Annotated in this window: 19 protein-coding genes; 10 read left to right on the forward strand and 9 right to left on the reverse strand. The window is 53.0% G+C overall.

Annotated features, from left to right (window positions below):
• Positions 1–8: 8 nt before the first annotated feature.
• Together glmS and HF324_RS07605 are read right to left on the reverse strand one after the other, a co-directional pair.
• Positions 9–1,844 (reverse strand): glutamine--fructose-6-phosphate transaminase (isomerizing), encoded by a 1,836-nt coding sequence (gene glmS, locus HF324_RS07600; RefSeq protein WP_168811039.1) that lies wholly within the window; start codon positions 1,842–1,844, stop codon positions 9–11.
• Positions 1,845–2,184: 340 nt separating this feature from the next.
• A complete protein-coding gene (locus tag HF324_RS07605) occupies positions 2,185–4,554 on the reverse strand; it encodes a S9 family peptidase (RefSeq protein WP_168862222.1) in 2,370 nt (789 codons plus the stop codon).
• A 65-nt stretch (positions 4,555–4,619) separates the two neighbouring features.
• On the opposite strand from HF324_RS07605, the gene HF324_RS07610 reads away from it, so the two are divergent.
• The gene (locus HF324_RS07610; protein ID WP_168811043.1) at positions 4,620–5,192 is read left to right on the forward strand and encodes a histidine phosphatase family protein; all 573 of its coding nucleotides are present in this window, start codon (positions 4,620–4,622) and stop codon (positions 5,190–5,192) included.
• Positions 5,193–5,401: 209 nt separating this feature from the next.
• On the opposite strand, the gene mgtE is transcribed toward HF324_RS07610, so the two are convergent.
• Positions 5,402–6,778 (reverse strand): magnesium transporter, encoded by a 1,377-nt coding sequence (mgtE, locus tag HF324_RS07615; RefSeq protein ID WP_168811045.1) that lies wholly within the window; start codon positions 6,776–6,778, stop codon positions 5,402–5,404.
• A 59-nt stretch (positions 6,779–6,837) separates the two neighbouring features.
• Positions 6,838–7,713: a bestrophin family protein gene (locus HF324_RS07620; RefSeq protein ID WP_168862223.1), complete on the reverse strand. Its 876-nt coding sequence runs from the start codon at positions 7,711–7,713 to the stop codon at positions 6,838–6,840.
• 178 nt (positions 7,714–7,891) lie between these two features.
• Here HF324_RS07620 and HF324_RS07625 point away from each other — a divergent pair, with 178 nt between their 5' ends.
• The 6 genes from HF324_RS07625 to hutG all read left to right on the forward strand — a co-directional run bounded on the left by HF324_RS07625 (position 7,892) and on the right by hutG (position 14,913).
• Entirely contained in the window at positions 7,892–8,305 is a 414-nt protein-coding gene (locus tag HF324_RS07625) for an SET domain-containing protein (protein ID WP_168811049.1), read from the forward strand.
• 523 nt (positions 8,306–8,828) lie between these two features.
• The gene (locus HF324_RS07630) at positions 8,829–9,320 is read left to right on the forward strand and encodes a MarR family winged helix-turn-helix transcriptional regulator (RefSeq protein WP_168811051.1); all 492 of its coding nucleotides are present in this window, start codon (positions 8,829–8,831) and stop codon (positions 9,318–9,320) included.
• A 39-nt stretch (positions 9,321–9,359) separates the two neighbouring features.
• Positions 9,360–10,928 carry a histidine ammonia-lyase gene (hutH, locus tag HF324_RS07635; RefSeq protein WP_168811053.1) on the forward strand — a complete coding sequence of 523 codons (1,569 nt, stop codon included), beginning with the start codon at positions 9,360–9,362 and terminating at the stop codon, positions 10,926–10,928.
• Complete coding sequence (gene hutU / locus HF324_RS07640) at positions 10,906–12,576, forward strand: urocanate hydratase (RefSeq protein WP_168811055.1); 1,671 nt, start codon at positions 10,906–10,908, stop codon at positions 12,574–12,576. The genes hutH and hutU overlap by 23 nt, the downstream gene beginning before the upstream one ends.
• Before the next feature lie 101 nt (positions 12,577–12,677).
• The gene (gene hutI / locus HF324_RS07645; RefSeq protein ID WP_168862224.1) at positions 12,678–13,907 is read left to right on the forward strand and encodes an imidazolonepropionase; all 1,230 of its coding nucleotides are present in this window, start codon (positions 12,678–12,680) and stop codon (positions 13,905–13,907) included.
• Between the two features lie 4 nt (positions 13,908–13,911).
• Entirely contained in the window at positions 13,912–14,913 is a 1,002-nt protein-coding gene (gene hutG, locus HF324_RS07650; RefSeq protein ID WP_168811059.1) for a formimidoylglutamase, read from the forward strand.
• 161 nt (positions 14,914–15,074) lie between these two features.
• On the opposite strand, the gene HF324_RS07655 is transcribed toward hutG, so the two are convergent.
• Positions 15,075–15,902 (reverse strand): CHAD domain-containing protein, encoded by an 828-nt coding sequence (locus HF324_RS07655; RefSeq protein WP_168811061.1) that lies wholly within the window; start codon positions 15,900–15,902, stop codon positions 15,075–15,077.
• A gap of 106 nt (positions 15,903–16,008) precedes the next feature.
• Here HF324_RS07655 and HF324_RS07660 point away from each other — a divergent pair, with 106 nt between their 5' ends.
• Complete coding sequence (locus tag HF324_RS07660) at positions 16,009–16,602, forward strand: hypothetical protein (protein ID WP_168862225.1); 594 nt, start codon at positions 16,009–16,011, stop codon at positions 16,600–16,602.
• Between the two features lie 97 nt (positions 16,603–16,699).
• Here the strand turns inward: HF324_RS07660 and purU are convergent, their stop codons facing one another.
• The gene (purU, locus tag HF324_RS07665; protein WP_168811065.1) at positions 16,700–17,566 is read right to left on the reverse strand and encodes a formyltetrahydrofolate deformylase; all 867 of its coding nucleotides are present in this window, start codon (positions 17,564–17,566) and stop codon (positions 16,700–16,702) included.
• A gap of 64 nt (positions 17,567–17,630) precedes the next feature.
• Between purU and HF324_RS07670 the strand changes: the two genes are divergently transcribed.
• Together HF324_RS07670 and HF324_RS07675 are read left to right on the forward strand one after the other, a co-directional pair.
• On the forward strand, positions 17,631–18,104 hold the full coding sequence (locus tag HF324_RS07670) for a metallophosphoesterase family protein (protein ID WP_258539453.1): 474 nt from the start codon (positions 17,631–17,633) through the stop codon (positions 18,102–18,104).
• Positions 18,105–18,139: 35 nt separating this feature from the next.
• Entirely contained in the window at positions 18,140–19,225 is a 1,086-nt protein-coding gene (locus HF324_RS07675; protein ID WP_168811069.1) for a DUF4421 domain-containing protein, read from the forward strand.
• 106 nt (positions 19,226–19,331) lie between these two features.
• On the opposite strand, the gene HF324_RS07680 is transcribed toward HF324_RS07675, so the two are convergent.
• The 3 genes from HF324_RS07680 to HF324_RS07690 all read right to left on the reverse strand — a co-directional run bounded on the left by HF324_RS07680 (position 19,332) and on the right by HF324_RS07690 (position 22,920).
• Positions 19,332–19,913: an LOG family protein gene (locus tag HF324_RS07680; RefSeq protein WP_168811071.1), complete on the reverse strand. Its 582-nt coding sequence runs from the start codon at positions 19,911–19,913 to the stop codon at positions 19,332–19,334.
• The gene (locus HF324_RS07685; protein ID WP_168862226.1) at positions 19,910–20,557 is read right to left on the reverse strand and encodes an HD domain-containing protein; all 648 of its coding nucleotides are present in this window, start codon (positions 20,555–20,557) and stop codon (positions 19,910–19,912) included. The genes HF324_RS07680 and HF324_RS07685 overlap by 4 nt, the downstream gene beginning before the upstream one ends.
• Positions 20,558–20,646: 89 nt before the next feature.
• On the reverse strand, positions 20,647–22,920 hold the full coding sequence (locus tag HF324_RS07690; RefSeq protein WP_168862227.1) for an aconitate hydratase: 2,274 nt from the start codon (positions 22,918–22,920) through the stop codon (positions 20,647–20,649).
• Between the last annotated feature and the right edge of the window lie 18 nt (positions 22,921–22,938).

The following is a 22,938-nucleotide window of genomic DNA, read 5'->3' on the forward strand; positions in this document are numbered from 1 at the left end:
GATCTAGGTTATTCAACAGTCACACTCTTCGCCAGGTTCCTCGGTTTGTCTACGTCAAACCCTTTCATGACGCCGATGTGATAAGCGAGCAGTTGCAAGGGGATAACGGAGATAATAGGTGCAACGAGTTCATCTGCTGAAGGTACAAAAATAACGTCATCTGCCATGGGAGGAATGGTTTGGTCTCCTTCCGTCACAACCGCTATCACTTTACCTTTGCGGGCTTTGATCTCTTGTATGTTGGATACTACTTTTTCGTAGTAGCTGTCTTTGGTGGCCACGATCACCACAGGCAGGTTTTCGTCTACCAGTGCAATGGGACCGTGTTTCATTTCCGCTGCGGGATAACCTTCTGCGTGGATGTAGGAAATTTCTTTGAGTTTGAGCGCTCCCTCCAGCGCCACCGGGAAGTTATAACCGCGGCCCAGGTAGAGGAAGTCGCGTGCGTCTTTGTATTTGGCGGCGATCTTCTGTACCTGGTCGTCCAGCTTAAGGGCTGTCGCCACTTTTTCAGGTACCTGGTCAAGTTCATCGAGCAGGTGCTGGAAACGCTGGGCGGTAACGGAGCCTTTCTCTGCGGCTATTTTCAGGCCTACGAGGCACAGCACGGCCAGCTGCGCGGTGAAGGCTTTGGTGCTGGCTACGCCGATTTCAGGGCCTGCGTGCGTATAGGCGCCGGCGTGAGAGAGGCGGGCGATGGACGAACCTACTACGTTACATACGCCAAGGATGATGGCGCCTTTTTCTTTGGCGGCTTCAATCGCCACCAGCGTGTCGGCTGTTTCGCCGGACTGGGAGATGGCGATGATCACATCACCGGGGCCTACCACCGGATTACGGTAACGGAACTCGGAGGCGTATTCCACTTCCACGGGGATACGGCATAGCTCCTCGATCATATATTCCGCTACGAGGCCCGCATGCCAGGAGGTGCCGCAGGCAACAATGATGATACGTTTGGCGTTGCTGAGCGTTTCGGCGTATTCGCGGATACCGCCCATGGTGAGGGTACCTTTTTTAGCATCGAGACGGCCGCGCAGGCTGTCGAAGATCGTTTGCGGCTGCTCAAAAATTTCTTTCAGCATGAAGTGGGCGTAGCCGCCTTTTTCGATGGCTGCCAGCTCGATGTCCAGCTTCTGTATGTACGGCGTCTGTCTTTCGTTGGAAATATTTTTCAGGATCAGTTCATCCGCTTTGATAATGGCAATTTCGTAATCGTTGACATAGACTACTTCTTTAGTGTATTCCACGATGGGAGAGGCGTCGGAAGCGAGGAAATGTTCTCCTTTGCCAACGCCGATCACGAGGGGGCTGCCTTTACGCGCCGCAATCAGCGTGTCCGGGTTGTCTTCGTCGATCAGTACGATCACATAAGCGCCCACGACCCTTTTAAGGGCGATGCGCAGGGCTTCTTCCAGCGGGCACTGGTTTTGTTTTTTGATCTCTTCAATAAAGTGCAGCAGCACTTCGGTGTCGGTATCGCTTTGAAAAACATGTCCCTGGTTGACCAGTTCCTGTTTCAGCTGTACATAGTTTTCGATGATGCCGTTATGTACCATCGACAGTTTTCCGTCACTGGAAACGTGGGGATGCGCGTTGCGGTCACACGGTTCGCCATGCGTCGCCCACCGGGTATGCCCGATGGCGATGGGGCTGCGCATGTCGTAACTGGAGGCATATTCTTCCAGTGCCGCTACTTTGTCTTTCTTTTTGTAAACCCGCAGTCCGTCGTTGATAATGGCTACGCCAGCGCTGTCGTAACCGCGGTATTCCAGTCTTTTAAGGCCTTTCAATACTACCGGGTATGCTTCTCTGTGCCCGATGTAAGCTACAATTCCACACATGTGTTTAAGCGTGTTTTTTGGTGAGGGTGTTCATTGCAATATCGCATTAATTGTTAAAATAACATCACTTGATGTTAATAAAATATAATATAAGATATGGTTTTACGCGTGCGTTTTCACATAACGTGCATTCTTCGCAACATGAAAATTAAAATGAAAAAGGGAATATCGTGCACGATTAACCGAATGTTAATATCGGACCATCGTTCACTATATTCCCTCTTGATCAATTACGAATTACGAATTTTTAATTCGTAATTAAGCATTAAAATTTAAAATCTGAATAAGTTAGTACGCTTATCCCCGAATCAGCCCTCAATTCGTAATTCGTAATTCGTAATTATTTCAACAATGTATTATCGAACAAATGTAAGATTCTTTTGTATTCATCCGTCCAACTGCTGGGTGTTGTAAACCCGTGGTCTTCCACAGGGTATACTGCCAGTTCCCAGTTATCTTTTCCCAGTTCTATCAGTCGTTGCGACAGCCGTACAATATCCTGGAAGTGTACGTTGGTATCAACCATGCCATGGCACATCAGCAGTTTGCCTTTCAGCCCTTCCGCAAAATAAATGGGCGAAGAGCGGCGGTAGGCAATACTGTCGGTAAACGGTTCATTCAGGATATTGCTGGTGTATCCGTGATTATAGTGCGCCCAGTCGGTAACGGAGCGTAAAGCGGCACCGGCTGCAAACACGCCTGGTTTGGTAAACATCGCCATCAGCGTCATAAAACCGCCGTAGCTGCCACCGTAAATTCCAATGCGGCCGGCGTCAACCTGCAATTTCTCTGCCAAGTATTTGGCGGCATCCACTTCATCGTCCAGGTCTTTGCCTCCCATGTAGCGGTAAATACCGGTGCGCCAGTTGCGGCCGTAGCCGGCGCTGCCGCGGTAGTCCACGTCCAGTACGGTGTAGCCTTTGTCGGTGAGCAGGTTGTGGAACATGTATTCCCGGAAATAGCTGCTCCACCATTTGTGGGCATTCTGCAGGTAACCGGCGCCATGTACGAAGATCACGGCAGCGCCGTTCCGCTTCGCCGGGTCCGGCGTGTATAACCGTGCATATACCGGCTGGTTGTCGCGCGCAGTGAAAGTGATCACCTGCGGATCCCGCCAGGGATAAGCTTTGAATTCGGCCGATTGCGCCATATGGGTGATCTGCACCGCTTTGCCGCCCGGCTTGTTGGGCTGCAGGTACAGTTCCCACGGTTTGGTGGAATAGGAATAACGGTAAGCGATCCACTGCTGGTCCGGCGAGATGCTTACTTCATGTGCTCCTTCCATGGTAGTGATGCGCTCAGCCTTGCCACCGGTAACGGATATACGATAAAGTTGTTTTTCACCGGGATGTACTTCATTGGTAACGATGTAAAAATGTTTTTTATCGTTGGAAAGCGTAGCTTCCTGTACTTCGTAGTTGCCCTGGGTGAGCTGTTGGGTCTGGCCGGTCACCACCTGCGTGGTATACAGATGGGAATACCCGGTGGCTTCTGACTGGTACCAGCAGGTATTTTCATCGATCCATCCCAGGCCGGAACTGATCTGCCATCCGCTGATACCGGGGCCGCCTATCCAGGCTTCGTCACGCTGCCGGTTCAGGGATTTAACCTTACCGGTACTGAGGTCCAGCAACACGATCCAGCGGTCCTTGTTATCATCGGAACGTATGTCGGCAATGGCATGGGTCCCTTTGTCGGACCAGATGATGCCGCTGACGGCCACAGGCCGCACCCGGGCGCTGTCTCTTCCGGGATAGTCTTTACTGTAGTCGGGGAGGTCTTTGATACCGGGCAGGTCTTTCAGCACTATCGGCAGCACAGTGTCCCGCTCCCGGTCGTAAATGAAAGATTCCTGTGTGCCCTGCGGTGCGCCTACTTTCTCACGGGAATGGATATCCGTAGTAAAGCCGGTCGCGGTTACAAATTCAGGCACAATGGTATTTTTACCGTCACCTTCCTTATAAAGTTTATAGGTGATATAACGGCCATCGGGACTGATCTGTACGGCACTCAGCTTCTTGTCGCTCAGGTATAGTTTACGCAATGGCTTCGCTTCGTATTGTTTGTTAAATGCAGTAAGGGCGTCTCTTTGGGCCTTCTGGTCCCGCACAACGGCCAGCAGTTCCAGCTGCTGTGCTTTCAGGTATTTCTCCTGGTCGTTGCCTTTCTGCAGTTCGTCTTTTTCTGCGGCAGGCTTGTTACCGGCAGTGAAGCTGGTGAGCTGGGTGGTAACGCCGGTGGCCCTGTCCCAGGCAAAGAGGTCGCGGTTTTGTGAATATACGATCTGCCGGCCGCCAAAGCTGAACTCCGGGTTAACTTCCGCGGCGGCGGTCTGTGTAACGCGGACCGTTTTGCCTGATTTTATCTCCATCAGGTATACATCGCCCTGGTAACTGTAGGTGAGCAGCGTCCTGTCGGTATTGTACCAGCCACGGGACCTGGCTGAGATCAGGCCGCGGTCGGCGGCGTTGGTCTTTACCGGCGTATGATTTTTGATGCCGGCGGCATAGAGAGAATCGGCCATTTGCTGGTCAGGGTTCCAGCTGAAATAGACGGTCTGGTTGTCGGTCCCCCAGAAAAGATTATCTGGAGAAGTGCCTATCCATTTAGGATCGCGCATGATTTTTTCTACCGTAAGCGGCCCTGGTTGCTGGGCATAGAGACTGTTGGCTGATAAAAAAATAATGGCGGGCAATACCCATTTTGTCATAGCGGTTCAGTATTTTGTTGGGCGATAAATGTAACAGTTTAATCATAAATTGCTACAAATTTTGGATGGACGCCGGTTGGCTGTCTTTCACCATGCAGCTTATGCGTTTACTGCCTGTCATATTTTGCCTCCTCTTGCTGGCTGCCTGCAAACCCAAGGCGCCTGTAAGGCAACCGGTGCCGGTATCGGAAGACACTACTTTCCTCACGGGCACGTTCTATCTCGTCCGGCATGCGGAGCGTTATCCCGGCGGCGCCGATACCACCCTCACCCCGGAAGGCTTCCAACGCGCCGGCCTTTTATATGAACGGCTGAAAAACGCCCATCTCGACAAGATTTACCTGACGCCTTACCTCCGCAGCGTCCAGACGGCCGACAGCCTCCGGATCAAACAAAAGCTGGATACCTGCTTCTATAAGGCGGATACCACCGGGGAATCGCTGATTTATGAGATCACAAGGCATGGCGACTGGGGCAAACGGATTTTGGTGATTGGCCATAGTAATACGCTGGTGCCCGCGCTGCGCGGCCTGCGCGCCAAACCGCATATGAACATGCTGGGAGAGGACGAATACAACTGGCTGTTCATTGTTCATAAAACATCTGCCGGAACAAGCCTTACGGAGGACTGCTACTAGCTCACGCGGAGTTCTCGCGGAGTTCTCGCAAAGCACGCAAAGGAGCAAAGAGCGCAAAGAATAAAATAAGCGAGCAGAGAAAGCAAAGGAGCGGAGATCAATTCGATTTGATCTCCGCTCCTTTGCTTTCTTATTTAAACTTAAAAAAATCTTTGCGCTCTTTGCTCCTTTGCGTGCTTTGCGAGAACTCCGCGTGAACTCCGCGTGATTTATAACAAGATGCCTCTCATAAACGTATACGCCACGGAAAAATAAATCAGCAGTCCGGTCACATCCACCAGCGTGGCCACAAACGGGGCGGAGGAAGTGGCGGGGTCGGCGCCGGCTTTTTTCAGGATAATGGGCAGCATGGAGCCGGAGAGGGTGCCCCATAACACCACGCCAACGAGGGATATGCCGACGGTAGCCCCGATCAGCACTGTATGTTCGCCGTAGGTATGAAAAAGGCTGTTCCACAGCAGGATGCGGATGAAGCCGATGCATCCCAGCACGCTGCCCAGCAGCAGGCCGGAAACGATCTCACGCCGCATTACGCGCCACCAGTCGTTGATACTGATTTCGCCCAGTGCCATGGCCTGTATGATAAGGGTGGAAGCCTGAGAGCCGCTGTTGCCCCCGCTGGAGATGATCAGCGGTACAAAAAGCGCCAGCACGACGGCTTTGGCTATTTCGTCTTCAAAAAATCCCATGGCGGTGGCGGTCAGCATCTCACCAATGAACAGTACCACGAGCCAGCCTACACGTTTTTTTACCAGCTTCAGCAGGGGCATGTCGAGGTAGGGCTCGTCCAGGGCTTCGGTACCACCGATCTTCTGGATGTTTTCAGTGTGCTCTTCGTTGGCGATCCACAGGATATCGTCGATGGTCACAATGCCGAGCAGTACGCCGTTGTCGTCCACAACGGGCAATGCCACCCGGTTTTCCATCCGGAACACCTGTACGGCTTCTTCCTGGTCGTCGTTGGCATGAAGGGATACGAAGCGGTCGTCCATCAGGGTATGCACCACCGTGTCGGGCGCTACCAGCAGGAACTCGCGTATACGGAAGTCGTCGAGCAGGTGGCCCCGCTCATCGATCACATAGATAACGTCAATGGTCTCGCTGTCTTTGCCATGCTCGCGGATATAGTCCAGTACCTGTTTTACGGTCCACTCTTCCCTTACGGCGATATAATCGGGCGTCATGATACGCCCTACGCTGTTCTCCGGGTAACCCAGCAGGGAGAGGGTGATGCGTCGTTCTTCAGGGTCCAGCAGTTTGATCAGTTCTTTTACCGCTTCGCTGGGCAGTTCTTCCAGGAAAGCGGTACGGTCATCCGCCGGCAGCTCGTTCATCAGCTCGGCTATCTTGGCCGGGGGTAATGCCCGGATCACATCTTCCTGCAGGGGGAAGTCCAGGATACGGAAAGCCGCTGCCGCCCGGGTGATCGACAGTTGATGGATGATGATGCCCGCATCTTCGGGATTATCATGGATCAGGTCCGCTATATCCGTAATTAACTGGTCATCCAGGTACACCGAGAGCTCGCGATAGTTTTTTTCTTTCTTCAGTGTGCTGAATTTTTCCAGTAATGCTTCATTTTCCATGTACTAATTTGACTCTATGCGCGAAAATAAGTTAAAATAAAACGCCTCCGGGATTAACGCTATAATAATTCTCCGACGTGTTTCCGGATATTATTGGAAATAGTGTCGGTAGGCAGGTCGTTGGCATCAAACCCAAACGGGTCCTCTATTTCTTCCGCGATCAGTTCAAGGCTGGCCAGTACAAAAAAGAGGAATACCACCATGGGGATAATGAGGTATCCCAGGCTGAAGACATACCCGAAGGGCATGGTCATGATATAGAAGAAGATGAATTTTTTGATGAATACGCTGTAACTGAAGGGGATAGGCGTACTCTGGATACGTTCGCAGGCGCCGCATACTTCGGTGAACGACTGCAGCTCATTGTTGAGCACGATCAGCTGATCGCCGGTCAGCTGCCCTTCACGCTGCAGGTCCGCGATTTTCTGCAGGATACGGGTGGCCAGCTGGTTGGGCACGTGTTTCGTCAGGTCCAGCGGGGCCTGGCCTTCCGGCAACGCCTCCATCTCTTCTGCCTTGTAGAGCTTCCGCAGATGGTTCTTCAGGCCGAAAGCATAGTTGGGGATCATGACCCGGAAGAACGCCCGGGCTTCTGTATTGTCTGCCGGCAGCATGGCCTGCAGCTTGATGGCCAGGTTACGGCAGCTGTTCACCAGCGTGCCCCACTGACGACGGCCTTCCCACCAGCGGTCATAGGCAGTGTTGGTGCGGAATACCAGCAACAGAGAAATCACAAACCCCAGCAGCCCGTGCATCAGGGATATGTTTTTGACCTCGCTGTTGGCCGACAGCTTCCAGAACGACAGCTCCAGCCAGGCTACAATGGCGGAATAAATAGACAGGGCAATAAACATGGGAAAGAGCTTCCGCACCGTGTCCGCTTTGTGAATACGGAAAATGAAGGTAAACCAGTCCTTTGGGTTGTAATTGATCATTTTACTATTTTGATATTTTGATATTTGGGTATTTTGATATTCAAAGAACCCCCTTCCAATAACCAAATAACGGAATAACTAAATAAAATCGGGCCGCAAACCTAAAATTTTTCAAGATGATTTTGATAACTTCTTCCTTTAACTTTACTTTACGCCTTTCTTTTATTCGATAAGTGCTATGATAAAGCCATACTTGTACATTGATAAGTCTAAGGGAAGAGGCCGCGGCGTATATACCAAAGAAAGGATACCCGCCGGTACCCGGATCGAAACGTCACCCGTGCTGGTCCTCTCTTATGACGATACGGAGATTGTTGACAAAACAAAGCTCCATAACTACATTTTCCTCTGGGGCGTCCGCGAAACCCGCTCCTGCATTGCTCTGGGGTTCTGCTCCATCTATAACCACGAGTATAACCCCAATTGCATATACGAAATGGATTTTGAGGCTGAAACCATGAGCATCATCACCCGTCGCGATATCAAAAAGGGAGAAGAGCTGTTTATTAACTATAACGGCGACGTGGAAGATGATTCCCCCGTTTGGTTCGATATGAAACGCAACAAGGAAAACCAGGCCAAGGCCAAATAAGGACGGACGGTGGCCATACGGCTTTCCGCCCGGTAACTTTTCCTGTATCAGCCCCGGTACCGGCACATGGCCCGGCCCGTGGCTGATACAGGAAAAAAATCCTGACCTCCCTTGGTGCCTGGTTATTTTTTCTTAATATTGTATAAGTACTTATACAATTTATGCTTTGGCAGTGTGATTTTTAGGAGAGATGTGGTTTGCCTTGTACCCCCTTGGGGCCCGACGGCTTTATAAAGCGTTAGGAAGATGTGCCTGACGCTCGGCCGGGAAGTGCCTTTTTATAAAAGATGTCGGACGACATTAGCCTTGTAGGTGGTTGCAATAAATAAAAGATACATTGTCAGATATCAGTGATCGATGATAACCGCGGATGCCCTCCATTGGCACCTTCCGTCTGTTTATCATCTTTTTAAAAGATAAATATATAAGCGCTTATATAATTTTGATTACCGGAATACCACGGTTTCCGGACCAGGAAATCCGAAATCAAAAAATCCGTAAATCAGAAAATCCATAAATCGCAATGAGTTTTTATCCTTCACTCGGGTACCTTGTCTTCGGCAGCCGCCTGCGCCGGCTCAGCGAATACTTCCTCGCGGAAGTCAACAAGGTATATGAACAGGCAGGCATCCCATTCGACGCCAGCTGGTTCCCCGTATTCTACCTCCTGGCCGGCCAGCAGCCGATGCCCATCATAGACATCGCTGAACAGCTGGAAATATCCCACTCCGCCGTGAGCCAGATGGTGACCAACCTGCGTAAAAAAGGCTTGCTCAAAACCACGCCCTGCAAAGACGACGGCCGCCGGCAACTGGTAGCCTTCACCAAAAAAGGGACAGACATGCTGCATCAGATACAGCCCATCTGGAAAGCGATTTCCACTGCCATGGAGGAACTGGTCACGGAAAACAAACAAAGCCAGCAACTGCTGGCCGCCATCGCGCAGGTGGAACAGGCGGTGCAACAGCAGCCGCTTTCATCCAGAGTGATCAAAGCCATTCAGCAAAACGACTAATCATACACCAGACAATCTTTTGTCCATAAACCAACAACCATGAGTGTTATTTTCAAATACGGTATCGACCAGCTGACGGTAGGCGTGGTGCTCGACATTGCCGCAGGCAAAACGAAAGGCGTCCTCACTCCGGAAGTCATCACCAAAGTCAATACCAGCAACGGGTACGTACAACAGATCGTATCGCAGCATACCACGGTATATGGTATCAACACCGGCTTCGGCCCCCTCTGCGATACCAAAATCTCTGAAGAAGACACCCGCGCCCTGCAGTACAATATCCTGCAAAGCCACAGCGTAGGCGTAGGCAACCCTATCCCCGAAGAGATCGCGCGGATCATGCTCATCACCAAAGTACACGCGCTGGCACAGGGTTACTCCGGCGCCGCCCTCTCCACCCTGGAGCGGATCATCTGGCATATAGAGCACCATGTCACCCCGCTGGTGCCTGAAAAAGGCTCCGTGGGCGCCTCCGGCGACCTCGCCCCGCTGTCGCACCTCTTCCTGCCCCTGATAGGCCTCGGAAAAGTGTGGTACAAAGGGCAGGCGACCTCCATGGAAGCCGTGCTGCAACAGGAAGGCATACAACCCGTGGTGCTCGGCCCCAAAGAAGGGCTGGCGCTGATCAACGGCACCCAGTTTATCCTCTCTTTCGCCGTAAAAGCAGTGCAACGCCTGTACAACGCGCTGGAAGCGGCAGACATCATCGGCGCCCTCTCGCTCGAAGGACTCATGGGCACCCATAAACCATTCGACCCGCGCCTGCACGCCATCCGCCCGTTCCCCGGCAACCAGCTGGTGGCCCACCGCCTCAAAACCATGCTGGACAACTCCGAAATCATGGCTTCGCATGTGGACTGCGGCCGCGTACAGGACCCGTACTCCCTCCGCTGTATGCCACAGGTACACGGCGCCTCCCGCACCGCATGGCTGCACCTGCTCGAACTCACTACCATTGAACTCAACGCGGTGACAGACAACCCGATCATCTTCAGCGATACAGACACCATCAGCGGCGGCAACTTCCACGGCCAGCCAATGGCGCTGCCCCTGGACTACGCCACCGTTGCGGCAGCTGAACTGGGCAACATCTCCGACAGGCGCAGTTACATGATGATCGAAGGAAGATACGGCCTGCCTAAACTCCTCATCGCTGACGCCGGCCTCAACTCCGGATTTATGATACCACAGTACACCACCGCCGCACTGGTAACGGAAAACAAAACCCTCTGTTTCCCCGCCAGCGCCGACAGCGTACCCACTTCCCTCGGACAGGAAGACCACGTGTCCATGGGCTCCATCAGCGGCCGCAAACTTAACCAGGTAATCGGCAACCTGGAATACATCCTCGCCATCGAACTGCTCTACGCCGCTCAGGCAGTGGATTTCCGCCGGCCGCTCAAATCCGGCCCCATCCTGGAAGCCGTACACCGCTACGCCCGCGAAAAAGTGTCTTTCGCTGACAAAGACCGCATCTTCGCTTACGATATCGAAGCATTACACCAAATCATCACGGACCACTCTCTTGTGCGCGTAGCCAACGAAGCCGCCGCACAACATCAATTACCTTTAAATGGCATCTACCATGACCAGTTTGGACTTTATTAAACAATACGCGGCTCACCCGCACTACAAAGCGCCCCGTGGCGCACAGCTGCATGCTAAATCCTGGCAGACGGAAGCCCCGCTGCGCATGCTGCTCAACAACCTCGACGCTGAAGTAGCCGAAAACCCCGATGAACTGGTGGTTTACGGCGGTATTGGCCAGGCTGCCCGAAACCGCGAAGCCCTGGAGAAAATTATTAAAACCTTACTGGAACTGGATGAAGACCACTCCCTGCTGGTGCAGTCAGGCAAACCCGTAGGCATCGTGCGTACCCACCCGCAAGCACCCCGCGTGATGCTGGCCAACAGTAACCTCGTGCCTAAATGGGCCACCTGGGAGCATTTCAACGAACTGCGCGCCAAAGGCCTCATGATGTACGGCCAGATGACCGCCGGCAGTTGGATATACATCGGCACTCAAGGCATCCTGCAAGGCACCTACGAAACCTTTATGGAATGCGGCCGCCAGCACTTCAACGGCAACCTGTCGGGTAAACTGATCGTCACCGCCGGTATCGGCGGTATGGGCGGCGCCCAGCCACTGGCCGCCACCATGGCCGGCGGCGTGATGCTCGCTGCCGACATCGATCCTACCCGTATCCAAAAACGTATCGATACCCGCTACCTCGACCGCATGACCAACTCCTATGACGAAGCCGTAGCCTGGGCCAAAGAAGCCATGGTGAAAGGACAACCACTGTCCATCGGCCTGGTCAGCGATGCCGGCGATATGCTGGAACGTCTGCTTAAAGACAATATCATCCCCGATATGCTCACCGACCAGACTTCCGCACACGACCCGATCAACGGCTACGTTCCCAACGGCATGACGCTGGAAGCCGCGCTGGAACTGCGTAAGAAAGATCCCGCCCGCTACCGCGAACTGTCGCTCAAAAGTATGGCCCGCCACGTTGGCTTCATGCTGGAAATGCAACAGAAAGGCGCTGTCACCTTCGACTACGGCAATAACCTCCGCGAATTCGCCAGAGAAGGAGGAGAACCCAACGCCTTCAACTTCCCCGGTTTCACGCCTGCTTATATCCGCCCACTTTTCTGCGAAGGTAAAGGCCCCTTCCGCTGGGTAGCCCTCTCCGGCGACCCGGAAGATATCTACACCACCGACCGCGCCCTCATGGAAGCTTTCCCTGAAAACACCCACCTGATCAACTGGCTCAAACAGGCACAGGAAAAAGTGGCGTTCCAGGGACTGCCCGCCCGTATCTGCTGGCTCGGCCTCGGCGAAAGAGAAAAGGCAGGACTGATCTTCAACGAGCTGGTACGCACCGGTAAAGTGAAAGCACCCATCGTGATCGGCCGCGATCATCTCGACTGCGGCTCCGTAGCTTCCCCCAACCGTGAAACAGAAGCGATGAAAGACGGCTCCGATGCTGTCAGCGACTGGACGCTGCTCAACCTCATGTCCAACACCGGCGGTGGCGCTACCTGGGTATCCTTCCACCACGGCGGCGGCGTAGGCATGGGCTACTCCCAGCACGCCGGCATGGTGGTACTGGCCGACGGTACAGACCGCGCAGCGGCCTGCCTGAGCCGCGTGCTGTTCAACGATCCGGCCATGGGCATTTTCCGCCACGCTGACGCCGGCTACGAAAAAGCACAACAATGGGCCGATAAATTCGGCATAAACATATAACATTCAGGGATTTTTTGATTTTGGGATTTTTGAACAATAACCTCCCAACGCCGAAATCGTACATCAAAAAATCCCCAAATTCCATGATTAATAAAAGCACCATGAAAATATTACTGGGGCCTTTCTCGCAAATCTTTCCCCTCAGCGGCCTGCCGCTGAAAGGTACTTTGCAGGACGAACAGCTGACCGTTATTGAAAAAGGCGGTGTGGTGGTGAGCGCGGGAAAGATCGTGGCCACAGGGCCTTATAAAACACTCTTAAAAGAACATCCCGACTGTGAAGTGGCTTTCATCGATAAGCCCATGGTGCTGTTGCCCGGCTTTATCGACTGCCACACCCATATCTGTTACGACGGCACCCGCAGCCGCGATTACGCCATGCGCATCGCCGGGAAAAGTTATCTCGAGATAGCCCGCGCCGGCGGCGGTATCTGGGATTCGGTGACCAAAACGCGTGTAGCCGACCTCGTTACCCTGGTAGAGAATACGGTGGCGCGGGCTAACCGCCATCTTCAGGAGGGCGTTACCACCATAGAGGTGAAAAGCGGCTACGGACTTAACTTTGAAAGTGAAGTGAAAATGCTGCGCGCTATCCGGCAGGCGTCGTTGCACACCGGCGCCACCCTGGTGCCTACCTGCCTGGCAGCGCATATGAAACCGCGCGATTTTTCCGGCACGGAAGACGAATACCTGCAATGGGCGCTGGAAGAGCTGTTGCCCGTACTGAAAGCGGAATCGCTGACAGACAGGGTGGACATCTTCATCGAAGAAACTGCTTTCTCTGCGAAAGCAGCCCTCACTTACCTGCAGAAAGCCCGTGAACTGGGCTTTGCGGCCACCGTGCATGCGGACCAGTTCAGCGCCGGCGGCGCAGCGGTAGCCGTGGCGGCCGGCGCCCTGTCAGCCGATCACCTGGAAGCCAGCAGCGACAAAGAAGTGGACCTGCTGGCCAAATCTGACACCGTGGCGGTGGTACTGCCCGGCGCCTCCCTCGGATTAGGCATGCATTACGCCCCGGCACGCAGATTGCTGAATGCTGGTGCATCGGTGGCCATTGCGAGCGACTGGAACCCGGGATCAGCCCCCATGGGCGATCTGCTGGTGCAGGCGGCCGTGATGAGCGCTGCGGAGAAACTGTCAACCGCTGAAGTATTGGCAGCCCTGACCTTCAGGGCCGCACCAGCGTTGCAGCTGAAAGAAGCCGGCCAGCTGCTGGCAGGCTTCGCCGCCGACATGCAGGCGTACCCCACCGCCGATTTCAGGGATATCCTGTACTACCAGGGTAAAATGAAACCGGTAATGGTGTGGAAAAATGGAGAATTAGTTCAATAGACTTATGATAACAAAGGATAGCTACCGGCCAACAGCCCCCGATGTGTGGACCGGCCGTACCGATGGTACTGAAACAGACCTGTTGCGCTGGCATCAGGTGGTCCGCCCGGTGGACCTGTTGCAACAGCCGCTTCCTCCCCTGGGAAAAGACCAGAAAGGCGTGGCATTCCTCGGGTTCGCCTGCGATGAAGGCGTACGCCGCAACAAAGGCCGCACCGGCGCTGTTGAAGGACCGGGCGCCCTGAGAAAGGCCGTCGCTAACTTCCCCGCTCACTTCGTGGAAAATACGGTCCTGCTGGATGCCGGCGATATCGTCTGTAACGGCGCCGCGCTGGAAGAAGCGCAATTAGTGCTCAGCCAGGCGGTGCACGCCCTGCTCACCGCCGGTTACCTGCCCGTATTGCTGGGCGGCGGCCATGAAATTACGTATGGCCATGCCAGTGGTATCCGCAAATTCACACAAAAGAAAGGATGCCTCGGACTGATCAACTTCGACGCACACTTCGACATCCGCATCCCCGGCACAGAAGGTCCCAGCTCCGGCACCGGCTTCTGGCAACTGGCACAGGACTGTAAACAAAGCGGAGAAGCATTTAACTACCTCGCCCTCGGTATCCAGAAAAACGGCAATACCCGTCAGCTCTTTAACATAGCCGGGGAAGAAGGCGTTACCCACGTCAGTGCCGACGCCTTCCACCTGAACGATAAAGATACCCTGCTGGCCGCGATACAACATTTCCTCAGCCAGGTGGACCATGTATACCTGACCACCTGCCTCGATGTGTTTGCAGCAGCTTTCGCGCCCGGCGTGAGCGCTGCCGCTTACAACGGTATTCTGCCGGGAGGCCTGTTCCTGCAATGTTACAGGGCTATCATGCACAGCGGAAAAGTAAGGGGAGTGGATATCGCCGAACTGAACCCTTCGCTTGATCAGGACAATCGCACTGCTAAACTGGGCGCTGCTATTGTGTTTGAAACACTCATGGCGTATTGCGGGGAAGAATAAAATCATTTGGAGATTTTTTGATGTACGATTTTTTGATGTAGCGATAAATGAAAGAGAAGACCGAAGCGGATGTAGATTGCTTCCCGGGAGTTTAGACACTTTTAGGGAACAGTCCACATCCGCTTCCGTCTTTTTTATTCGCGAAATCAAAAAATCGTACATCAAAAAATCCCTAAATCTCTTAGGTGTTTGGCACTGTCCGCCAGTTTTTCCCTGGTTTCCCGTTGCAACAACTGCGTCAGCTGTGCCGCTGCTGCCGGCAGTCTTATTTTTTCCTTTCTGACCTGTGCTGCCGTCGTTTTTATAAACAATAACAGTTCACTGGCATCATGCCACTGCCCCAGCAGCTGGCCGGCTTTTTTGGTGTGCCGCAGCTGTTCCCGGTGCCGATGGGTATGGTGAGGAAGTTGTGTGATAATGCTTAGTTGATAATAGAGCTGTTTCATACGTTTCCGGAGATCATGCCAGGCTGCTGCCGGGGCGCGGCTTTCCGGCAACACGGTGTTGTTGTAGGTTGAAGCTGCATGGCTGATGATGGCATCTGTGGCGGCGGCTTCATCGATGCCGGCTATGGCGGCTTTAAAAGCATCCGGCAGCCGGGAGAGCTTTTTGATAGAAAGCCGTTCTACTGTGGCTTCCAGCGCACTGTCAGCGGTAACCAGCCGCGTTTTCAGCAACAGGTGCGCTACGGAGAAACGCCAGCCGATAGCCTTTTCATAGCGCGTCAGCGCCTGTTCCTGCAAACGGGTGTCGCGGGAAGTGCCGCCCAGGTTTTGCAGTAACTGAAGGGTAGTGAGGTAGTTCCGTGTTTTCAGGTGATAACCGGGTATCTCTTTGGCTACCCTCAGCAGGGCACGGACCTTCTTGCTGCCCACCCGCAGCTGATGGATAGCCTGTTGCCGCCGGGAGGGATGCGGGAGCTGCTCAAATGCGGTCACAATAGCGGCGCAGGTAGTCTCCAGATACTCGTGCAGAATGGTTTTCAGCATTATCTTAAAGTTAACGAAAAAGGGGGAAGCCCCGCGAAAAAATAGGTAGAAATACGCACGGTTATACTTCTCCCTTTTCATAGTTTTGCCCAAAATCCACACGATTATGCAAATCATCCCCAAAATGGCAGCAGTGGTGCTGCTGGCAGCGATCGGGCTACCTGCCATAGCCCAGAAAATCAAGCTGGTCGATGGCGATCTGACTGCCCTGAAAAATGAAAAACAGCTGAATGTTGAATTCACCTACGACCAGCTGAAAGTAGGCAAGTTTGATAATGAGGCAGACTACATTCAGAAAAAAACAGCTGAATACAATCAGAAAGAAGCCGGTAAAGGCGACACCTGGGCCAAAGCCTGGAAAAACGATCGTAAAGACCGCTTCGAGCCCAGCTTCGAATCTCTTTTCAACGAAAACAGCGACACCAAAGTAGGCGACTATTCCGGCGCCAAATACACCCTGATCTTCCACACCACCTTCATGGAGCCGGGCTTCAACGTAGGCGTGATGCGTAAAAACGCTTACATCGATGCAGAAGTGCTCATCGTGGAAACCGCCAACAAAAGCAAAACGGTGGCTAAAATCTCCGTAGACAATGCGCCCGGCCGTATGTTCGGCGGCTTCGATTTCGATACCGGTGAACGTATTAAAGAAGCTTACGCCGTTTCCGGAAAGAAACTGGCGAAGTTCATCAACAAATAGTGATCTGACGTCTGACATAAAAGATCATACAAAAAATCCCTGCCGGTCATCGTATCAGCAGGGATTTTTTTATATACTGTCTTTTGACAGGGGGCTTTTAGAAGACGATTGTCTTATTACCATGCACGATCACCCTGTTTTCGATATGAGCTTTGACGGCACGGGTCAGTACCTGCCGCTCTATGTCCCGGCCCAGCATCACGAGGTCGTCTACGGAGTGTTTGTGGCTTACGCGGGCTACGTCCTGTTCAATGATCGGACCTTCGTCCAGTTCGTTGGTCACGTAGTGGGCGGTGGCGCCGATCAGCTTCACCCCGCGCGTGTAGGCGTTGAGGTAAGGGCGGGCGCCGGCGAAAGCGGGCAGGAAGGAGTGATGTATGTTAATGATCCGTTGGGGATACAGTCCCACGAAACGGGGCGAAAGGATCTGCATATAACGGGCCAGCACAGTGAAATCGACCTGGTGCTGCTCCAGCAGGCCGATGGCAGCCTGCTCCTGTTCGGCTTTGTTGCCGGCATTGACCGGCAGGTAATGGAACGGGATGTCCAGCAGGGTGCATTCTTTCTCCAGTTTGGTATGATTGGAGATCACCACAGGGATGTCTACGGCCAGCTCACCGTTACGCCAGCGCCACAGAAGCTCCATCAGGCAATGGTCGTAGGAAGAGACCATAATGGCCATTTTCTTGCGCTGGTCGCTGTAATGCAGCTGCCACTCCATGGACAGCGGCGTTGCCACTTTTTCCTGGAAAGACTGCTCCAGTCCCGCTCTGTCAGCAATGTCCAGCTGTATCTCCATACGCATGAAAAACAATCCTTCACGCGGATCGGTACTGTGTTGACTCGCATCGAGTATATTTGCACCGAGTTGGAAAAAAAACGTGGACACGCCGGCCACAATACCGGGCTGGTCGGGACAGCATATCAAAAGGCAGGCGATCGTTTGTACAGGGGGCTTTTGCATAGATCTAAAATAAAAAATAATCATATAAAGCTATAAAGTATTTCCGTTGAAAAAAATCGGGTTAATGTCAGATACGCACAGTTATCTGCATCCACAGGTGTTTAAATATTTTGAAGAAGTAGATGAAGTATGGCATGCAGGCGATATCGGCAACGTAGCACTGGCAGACCAGCTGGAGGCCTTTAAGCCTTTCAGGGCCGTTTACGGCAATATCGACGGAGCGGATATCCGTATCCGTTACCCGGAAACGTTGCGCTTTACTGTGGAAGGTGTAGAGGTGTTAATGACCCATATTGGCGGCTATCCGGGGAAATATGCCCCCGGTGTCCGCGAAATACTGAAAAAGAATCCTCCCAAACTCTTTATTTGCGGGCACTCCCATATTCTGAAAGTAATGCCGGACCCGGCATTGCAATTGTTACATATGAACCCGGGCGCCTGTGGCCAGCAAGGATGGCATAAAGTAAAAACCCTGCTCCGGTTCCGGCTCGATCAGGGCCGTATCGAACAACTGGAAGTGATTGAATTACCTGGTTAACCCCCTGTATGGACCTGTAACTGTAAAAAATGTTTATGATCAAACGCACTTTAGTAACATTGGTAATACTATGCGGATGCATGGCGACAGCGGCTGCCCAGGGGAAATTCTTCAGGTGGCTGCAGACAGAGAATGATACAGCCTACATCGAAGACCATACGGAAGATATCACCTTCCGCCTGTATGGCTCACGCAAATTTACCAGCTACGACATCAGGGACAGAAAGCAGAAAAAGGACATATTATATCGTCCCAATACCCCTTTTAACATAGGGGTGGGGGCCAACTACCGCTTTATAGGCATCAACCTGGGGTTTAACTTCCCTTTTATCAACAGGCAAAACGACCGGTTCGGCAAAACCCGTTATATTGACCTGCAGTCTCATATCTACCTGCGTAAACTGGTGGTGGATTTCTACGGGCAATCCTATAAAGGGTACTATGTCGCTAACCCGGAAAGCGTTTTCGGAAAAGAATATGCGCGGCAAAACCCTTATCCCCAAAGGCCGGATATCCGCAACAGGGGACTGGGCATGAATGTGCAGTATATTTTTAATGACAGGCGCTTCTCCTACCGCGCGCCTAACCTGCAAAATGAATATCAGAAGAAAAGCGCCGGATCGTTCATCCTTGGCGGGGAGTTTTTCCTGGCAAATATAAAAGGAGATTCTTCGCTGGTACCCTCCAATATCGCGGATACGGCCTTCCTGCGGGACCAGCACTATTATAAAAGCGGTATCGCCAGCCTGGCTGCCAATGTCGGGTATGCACATACGTTTGTTTACCGGCAGCATTTTTTCCTGTCGCTGTCGGTGACAACAGGCATCGGCGCGGCTAAAACAGGATTACACTACGACAACGGCGACGTGAGCCATAATGTGGGCGTTCAGTTCAGCAACACGGTAAGGGCGTCGCTGGGATATAACTCCAGCCGGTATTTTGCAGGGATCCACTATGTGGGTATGACCACCCGCAGCAAAATGCCCGTACCGAATACCTATCAGGCTTTTGGTACGGGCAATTTCAGGGTGAGCCTGGTCCGCCGTTTCGCATTAAAGAAACCCTTGTGGGGAAGCGGTGGCTATATAAAGACACAAAAGACCGCAAAAGACGAAATATAAGGGGCACAAAACCCCTTCGCTCCTTTGCTGCTTAGCGCCTTTGCGTGCCTCTCCGCGAGCCTCCGCTCCATCTTAGCACCTTTGCTTCCTTTCCTGCTTTGCGAGCCTAGCTTTGCGCCGGCGTAATCCATTTCGGTTTTTCCACCGGACGGTATTGTTCCATTTTCGTCAGCAGGTCGTCGATCCGGTCGCTGTACAGCAGCATGTCACGATTGGCGGCCGACAGGAAGCCTTTCTCCGTCATGGTTTGCGACAGCTGGTGCAGCGCGTCGTAAAAACCGTTTACATTGAGCAGGCCTATGGGTTTCTGATGCAGCCCCAGTTGCCCCCACGTCAGCATTTCAAATAATTCTTCCATGGTGCCGAAGCCGCCCGGCAGCGCAATGACGCCGTCTGACAGTTCATTCATTTTGGTTTTGCGTTCGTGCATGGTGTCTACCAGTATCAGGTCGGTGAGACCGTTATGCGCCAGTTCTTTCTGCTGAAGGAAATGAGGCAGTACGCCGGTCACTTTACCGCCTGCCTGCAGGGCGCCGTCGGCCACCGCGCCCATCAGGCCCACTTTGGCGCCGCCATATACCAGCCCGATGTTGCGCCGGGCGAGAGCTGCGCCCAGTTGAGAGGCCTGTTCCATATAAACCGGCTCCTGTCCGGCGCTGGATCCGCAAAAAACGACGATATTTTTCATATGCATTTGTTTCCGTTATAAGTTGTCGATTTCCGCCTGTATGTTTTGCCGGGCCTGTGTTTCATATTGCTGTTGAAACGCGGGGTACGGTAAATGGCAGGCATCTCCATAAAATGTTGCAATACTTTTTTTCTGCCGGGATGGTACAGTTGATCGGGATAGATGCTGTATTCCCGGCGGATCTGCTGCGTATAGGCCTGGTAGATGTCCGGAGCGGTCCCCAGTATCTGAAGGTCGAAATCCAGGAAGTAGTCCAGGTCGGAATGCTGCAGGGGGTTGACATGTGTTTGCGTGGCGAGGATAAATTCTTCCACGGCATTGATGTCTGCCGGGGGAAAGCGGGTCTGCCGGAGGTATTCCCCGGCGGCCAGGGCGCTTTGTTGTTCGTTGTCGCGTCGCTGTACATCATATACAATATCGTGAAAGAAGATGGCATATAACACGGTGTCCGGGGCTTTCAGCTGGCCGGCGTATGCGTGGTGAAGCGTCAGCAGCTGGGTGATATGCTGCAGGTTATGATAGTGCCTCTCCGGAGCCTGGTAGGCGGTGAGGATGTCTGAGAGGGCTTTTTGAACGAGAGCGTCGTCGGCGGCATATGCGTGATTGAGCCGGCTCCAGCTTTCGCTGATAACGGGGATGGACATATGGATACGATTTACCGGGGCAATTTAAAAAGAAAAACGGGCAGAATTTCTGCCCGTTCTCCCTGTATTTTATTCAACCGTAGGCTGAATTATTTTTTGTTTTTGGCTGCTTCTGCACGGATCACGTTCAGGGCGCCGCCGGCTTTGAACCACTCGATCTGTTGTTCGTTGTAAGTGTGGTTTACAGCGAATTCATCGGTGCTGCCGTCTTTGTGGTGCAGTACCACGGAGAGCGGTTTACCCGGGGCGAAGGTGGTCAGGCCAACGATATCGATGCTGTCATCTTCCTGGATTTTGTCATAATCTTCTTTGTTAGCGAAGGTCAGGCCCAGCATACCTTGTTTTTTCAGGTTGGTTTCGTGGATACGGGCGAAAGATTTCACCAGGATAGCACGAACGCCGAGGTGACGGGGTTCCATGGCAGCGTGTTCGCGGCTGGAGCCTTCACCGTAGTTTTCGTCGCCCACTACTACCGCACCGAGGCCGGCAGCTTTGTAAGCGCGCATGGTAGCCGGAACAGCACCGTATTCACCGGTCAGGGAGTTCTTAACGGTATCTGTTTTATCGTTGAACGCGTTTACCGCGCCGATCAGCATGTTGTTGGAGATGTTGTCCAGGTGACCGCGGTATTTCAGCCATGGGCCGGCCATTGAGATGTGGTCAGTGGTACATTTGCCTTTTGCTTTGATGAGGAGTTTCAGGCCTTTCAGGTCTGTGCCTTCCCATGCAGGGAATGCTTCCAGCAGCTGCAGACGGTCGGAAGTAGGGGACACGATCACCTGTACTTTGCTACCGTCTTCTGCAGGCGCCTGGTAACCGGCGTCGTCCACTGCGAAACCTTTTACCGGCAGTTCAAAACCGGTAGGTTCGTCCAGTTTCACGTCTTCACCGTTTTTGTTTTTCAGGGTGTCAGTCAGCGGGTTGAAGGTGAGGTCACCTGCAATAGCCAGTGCTGTCACGATTTCAGGAGAAGCTACGAAAGCGTGGGTAGAAGCCAGGCCGTCGTTTCTTTTCGCGAAGTTACGGTTGAAGGAAGTGATGATGGAGTTCTTACGGTTAGGATCGTCGATGTGCCGGGCCCATTGACCGATGCAGGGACCGCAGGCGTTTGCCAGCACTACACCGCCTACCTGGTCGAAGGTAGAGAGCAGGCCGTCTCTTTCGATGGTATAACGTACCAGTTCAGAACCCGGAGTGATAGTGAATTCGGATTTCATATCCAGCTGCTTGTCGATGGCTTGTTTGGCCAGGGAAGCGGAGCGGGAGATATCTTCGTAGGAAGAGTTGGTGCAGGAACCGATCAGGGCTACTTCCAGCTTTTCAGGCCAGTTGTTTTCTTTGATCGCCTGTGCGAATTTGGAGATAGGCCATGCCAGGTCCGGGGTGAACGGACCGTTTACATGAGGCTCCAGTTCGTCGAGGTTGATTTCGATCACCTGGTCGTAGTATTTCGCAGGTTCTGCGTATACTTCCACGTCCGGGCGCAGGTGTTCTTTCACACCATCGGCCAGGGCGGCTACTTCAGCTCTGCTGGTTACTTTCAGGTAGTCAGCCATTTTGCTGTCGTAAGCAAACAGGGAGCAGGTAGCGCCGATTTCAGCACCCATGTTACAGATAGTGCCTTTACCGGTAGCGCTCAGGCTGTCAGCACCTTCGCCGAAGTATTCCACGATCGCGCCGGTACCGCCTTTTACGGTCAGGATACCCGCTACTTTCAGGATCACGTCTTTGGCGGATGTCCAGCCGCTCATTTTACCTGTCAGCTTCACACCGATCAGTTTCGGCATTTTCAGCTCCCAGGGCAGGCCGGCCATTACGTCTACCGCGTCAGCACCGCCAACACCGATAGCCACCATGCCCAGACCACCGGCGTTCGGGGTGTGGGAGTCGGTACCGATCATCATACCGCCGGGGAAGGCATAGTTTTCCAGCACTACCTGGTGGATGATACCAGCGCCGGGCTTCCAGAAACCGATGCCGTATTTGTCAGAAATAGAAGAAAGGAAATCGTAAACTTCTTTATTAGTGTCCACAGCAGCCGCCAGATCTTGTGTGGCGCCTACTTTGGCTTGTATAAGGTGATCACAGTGTACTGTGGAAGGAACCGCAACTTTATCGCGACCCGCGGTCATAAACTGGAGCAACGCCATCTGGGCGGTTGCATCCTGCATGGCTACACGGTCCGGCGCAAATTCAACGTAGGATTTGCCTCTTTCAAAAGGCGTGGTAGTTGGTGCATACAGGTGTGCGTATAAAATCTTTTCGGCAAGTGTGAGCGGACGGCCTAACAGCTGACGGGTCGCTTCCACTTTACCCGGTAGTGCCGCATACACTTTTTTAATCATGTCAATATCAAACACCATGGGAAAAAAATAATTTAA

It is taken from the genome of Chitinophaga oryzae, from assembly GCF_012516375.2.
Lineage (GTDB): Bacteria > Bacteroidota > Bacteroidia > Chitinophagales > Chitinophagaceae > Chitinophaga > Chitinophaga oryzae.

Coding starts and splice junctions, on each gene's coding strand:
- hutH (WP_168811053.1), top strand. CDS start 9,360: ATGAGTGTTATTTTCAAATACGGTATCGACCAGCTGACGGTAGGCGTG.
- HF324_RS07610 (WP_168811043.1), top strand. CDS start 4,620: ATGGACGCCGGTTGGCTGTCTTTCACCATGCAGCTTATGCGTTTACTG.
- HF324_RS07630 (WP_168811051.1), top strand. CDS start 8,829: ATGAGTTTTTATCCTTCACTCGGGTACCTTGTCTTCGGCAGCCGCCTG.
- HF324_RS07660 (WP_168862225.1), top strand. CDS start 16,009: ATGCAAATCATCCCCAAAATGGCAGCAGTGGTGCTGCTGGCAGCGATC.
- HF324_RS07680 (WP_168811071.1), bottom strand. CDS start 19,913: ATGAAAAATATCGTCGTTTTTTGCGGATCCAGCGCCGGACAGGAGCCG.
- purU (WP_168811065.1), bottom strand. CDS start 17,566: ATGCAAAAGCCCCCTGTACAAACGATCGCCTGCCTTTTGATATGCTGT.
- mgtE (WP_168811045.1), bottom strand. CDS start 6,778: ATGGAAAATGAAGCATTACTGGAAAAATTCAGCACACTGAAGAAAGAA.
- HF324_RS07675 (WP_168811069.1), top strand. CDS start 18,140: ATGATCAAACGCACTTTAGTAACATTGGTAATACTATGCGGATGCATG.
- HF324_RS07670 (WP_258539453.1), top strand. CDS start 17,631: ATGTCAGATACGCACAGTTATCTGCATCCACAGGTGTTTAAATATTTT.
- HF324_RS07605 (WP_168862222.1), bottom strand. CDS start 4,554: ATGACAAAATGGGTATTGCCCGCCATTATTTTTTTATCAGCCAACAGT.
- HF324_RS07685 (WP_168862226.1), bottom strand. CDS start 20,557: ATGTCCATCCCCGTTATCAGCGAAAGCTGGAGCCGGCTCAATCACGCA.
- HF324_RS07625 (WP_168811049.1), top strand. CDS start 7,892: ATGATAAAGCCATACTTGTACATTGATAAGTCTAAGGGAAGAGGCCGC.
- hutG (WP_168811059.1), top strand. CDS start 13,912: ATGATAACAAAGGATAGCTACCGGCCAACAGCCCCCGATGTGTGGACC.
- HF324_RS07690 (WP_168862227.1), bottom strand. CDS start 22,920: ATGGTGTTTGATATTGACATGATTAAAAAAGTGTATGCGGCACTACCG.
- hutI (WP_168862224.1), top strand. CDS start 12,678: ATGAAAATATTACTGGGGCCTTTCTCGCAAATCTTTCCCCTCAGCGGC.
- glmS (WP_168811039.1), bottom strand. CDS start 1,844: ATGTGTGGAATTGTAGCTTACATCGGGCACAGAGAAGCATACCCGGTA.
- HF324_RS07655 (WP_168811061.1), bottom strand. CDS start 15,902: ATGCTGAAAACCATTCTGCACGAGTATCTGGAGACTACCTGCGCCGCT.
- HF324_RS07620 (WP_168862223.1), bottom strand. CDS start 7,713: ATGATCAATTACAACCCAAAGGACTGGTTTACCTTCATTTTCCGTATT.
- hutU (WP_168811055.1), top strand. CDS start 10,906: ATGACCAGTTTGGACTTTATTAAACAATACGCGGCTCACCCGCACTAC.